The sequence below is a fragment of the Holdemanella sp. genome, assembly GCF_056804935.1.
Genome location: NZ_DBMEXE010000185.1, coordinates 1 through 3,206, shown reverse-complemented (window position 1 = coordinate 3,206; position 3,206 = coordinate 1). Strand labels below are relative to the sequence as shown.

Sequence of the window (3,206 nt, the reverse complement as noted above, 5' to 3'; positions counted from 1 at the left end):
ATACAAAATTTTAACATGCCATCGTTTTTCTAACTTATATAGTCATTTTTTTCTTTTAATTATCACTTTAATTTAAAAGCACTATACGTTTTTATAACCACACAACTTTGCAATCACTTGAATCAATATATTCCTGTCTAAAGGCTTTGATACATGCGCATTCATACCTGCTTTTTTAGCCTTTATTTTATCTTCCATAAACGCATTAGCTGTCATCGCCACAATTGGAATATCATGATCAAATGAGCGAATCACTTGAGTGGCTTGTAAACCATCCATTTCTGGCATCATTATATCCATTAAGATAATGTCAAAAGATTCGGGTGCGTTCTTATAGATATCCACCGCTTCTTTACCATTTGTAGCACAAGTAACTTTAGCACCTTCATTTTCGATAATGAACCTGGCAATTTCCATATTCAATTCATTATCTTCTACAAGTAAAACGCTAAGTCCTTCAATCGATGCGGAAGCTGATTCTTTAACTCTTTCATTTTTATGTTCTTCATCGATTTTAAATGGAATGCGTATCACAAATTGAGAACCCACACCTTCTTGACTTGTAAACGCAATGGAGCCACCCATCTTTTCGACAAGGCTTTTTGCGATTGGCATACCCAAACCTGTCCCCACATATTTAGAACGACTTCCCTATGTTCTTGGGCAAAAGGCTCAAAGATTTTGTTCTGGAATTCTTTAGACATACCAACACCTGTATCTCGACAAGTGAATTCAATCACTGTCGAATTTGAATGATTTGAATCCAACTCTTTATAACTTACATAGATAAATCCATTATCCCGATTATATTTAATGGCATTGGAAAGAACATTCATTAGTACACGCTTTACATGGATTGGACTTCCCATCAAATATGGATGGGTAATACTTTTTTCTTCTTCGACAATTTGAATATTACGCTCTTTTGCGAGTTCTTCTACTATTCCAATCGTTTCATCACTCAACTTATCTATATTAAATCCAACTTCTTCAAGGACGATTTCACCCGACTCAAGCTTACTCATGTCCAATACTTCATTCACTAATTCGAGTAATGTATTTGAAGCATCTTTGATCTTTGCACGACAATGGGCCTGCTTTTCAATATCATCACTATAATGATTCCCAACTTCAACCATACCAATGATTCCATTGATTGGAGTACGAATATCGTGAGACATTCTTTGAAGAAATTCGGTTTTGGCAACATTAGCCGCCTCTGCCTTTTTAGCTGCCTTTAATAATTCTTCTTGGTGCACCTTCTCTTTTTCTTGTTCTTTAACCTGTCTTATACGATTATTGCGATGACCAATATATCTTAGTACAAGCACAAACAATATATATACAAGTAAAATCGCAACTAATTTTGTGAAAACACCATCAATTACCACATGATCTGAAATATAGGCGAAGATATAATAATTACTTTGTTTCAACATAATGCCATAATAGCCTGCACCTTTATTATTAAAATGATAAATATGTTGACTATCCTTGTTTCCTTTTAATAATTGAACAATTTCATTCTTCTTTGTCGAAGCATGAAGTAGTGATTTATCATTACTCGCAATGATGCTTCCTTCATCGCAAACAAGAATAGTTCCATCCGATTTTGTACTATATCCCTTCAACAAATTTTGAAGTGTTAAATTATAATTCTGCGCAAAATAAGCGGAAGTATAAAAATAAGTAGCCACAATGCCAGGTGCATCACTTCTTGCACATGTCGCAATATCTAAATGAGACCCATCATTCAATTCAACACGTTGTGCATATGTTCTTTCTGGACAATTCATATAATTCAAAACAATATCTTTACTGATATATTGATGAACTTGTTTTAAAATGGAATCATTTGTACTATAGGAACTTTCTATATTCCCATTTTCATCCAATACAAGAATCCCATCCATCCATAATGTACTAAGATTATCCTTTAGAAAAGCTTGATCTATAAGTTTTCCTGCATCTACTTTACTTTGAAGATTCGTTTGAAGCTGACGACAACTCTCAATCGTTCTTAATAAACTCTTCGATTCACTCGCCTCATTATAATGGGTATATGTAGAACATTGTATCTTTACATAATTTACAATTTTTACCAACTTGGTTTCTGTTTCATCTTTTTGCGTTTGGATAAAATAAAATGCAGAAGAGAAAATCATACAAACCCCTAGTAGTGCTGTCAGTATATGGTAGTAACAATTTTTAATACGCAAAATCATCCACCTCCAAATACTTTTCTGGATTCGTTAGATATTTACCTATAATCTTTTTAGATGTGCCATCTTGTCTCATCTCATTTAATGTTTGATCCAACTTCTCACAAAGATCACGCTTATCATTTTTTGAGAAAGCTACACCAATGCCTACTTTCATCAATGGCTCTTCTAGAATACGAAAATCCGCATTATAGTCCTTCATATATTGAATAATCGATTCTTCATGAGCGCCAATCGCATCCACATATCCTTTTTGTAGGAATGTAAAGATCAATTCTCTATGGTTTAAACTAATCAAGTTACCTACATCATAATTGCCATTTAATAAAATATCTTCTGGCTTGGTGGTCGATTGCACAGCTATATTTTTATCTTTTAAATCATCCAAAGTATAAATATCACTATCATTATTGACCGCAATCACCTGACGACTTGCGATATATGGATCAGCCCACTTATAGTCATTCAATCTTCCTTCCATGGAAAAACATGCCATGATACAATCGATTTTTCCACTTTCTAAAAGTTCCTTATTCTTTTCCCAATCAATATAAACCACTTCAACTCTGTATCCCAATCGCTTAAACGCTTCGGTTGCCAAATCCACATCAATACCTGTAGGATTTCCATCCTCATTCAAATAGTTGTAAGGGGGATAATTATCACTACCTAAAATAATAACAGGTAAATTGGATTCATCCGATTCTAAATTACTTGTCTTACATCCGCTTAGTAGACAAACAAGTAAAGATAAGCTCAATAAACTTGTAATTATTCGTTTCCCTTTCAAATCATATCCTCCTATCTATTTGACCAATCACACCAATATATTGATCTGTATCCAAACCAGACCACAACGTATGAAATTTTATATTTAACTCTTTAAATTGTAAAGTAAACTCTTTATTTTCCACAGAAGTTTCCTTTAAATGTTTTTTAACTTCTTCCACCACTTCGTCATTCACATCAAACGACTCAAATTCC

Annotated in this window: 4 protein-coding genes; all 4 read right to left on the bottom strand. The window is 33.5% G+C overall.

Annotated elements, in window-relative coordinates; translation table 11 throughout:
* Positions 1 to 81: 81 nt before the first annotated feature.
* Positions 82 to 615, bottom strand: a complete 534-nt coding sequence (locus ACZQCL_RS07890; RefSeq protein ID WP_482482637.1) for a response regulator — start codon at positions 613 to 615, stop codon at positions 82 to 84.
* Entirely contained in the window at positions 531 to 2,219 is a 1,689-nt protein-coding gene (locus ACZQCL_RS07885) for a sensor histidine kinase (RefSeq protein WP_482482635.1), read from the bottom strand. The genes ACZQCL_RS07890 and ACZQCL_RS07885 overlap by 85 nt, the downstream gene beginning before the upstream one ends.
* The gene (locus ACZQCL_RS07880) at positions 2,209 to 3,012 is read right to left on the bottom strand and encodes a substrate-binding periplasmic protein (protein WP_482482633.1); all 804 of its coding nucleotides are present in this window, start codon (positions 3,010 to 3,012) and stop codon (positions 2,209 to 2,211) included. The genes ACZQCL_RS07885 and ACZQCL_RS07880 overlap by 11 nt, the downstream gene beginning before the upstream one ends.
* A gap of 1 nt (position 3,013) precedes the next feature.
* Positions 3,014 to 3,206: hypothetical protein (locus ACZQCL_RS07875; protein WP_482482631.1), on the bottom strand; the 193-nt coding region annotated here is incomplete at its 5' end.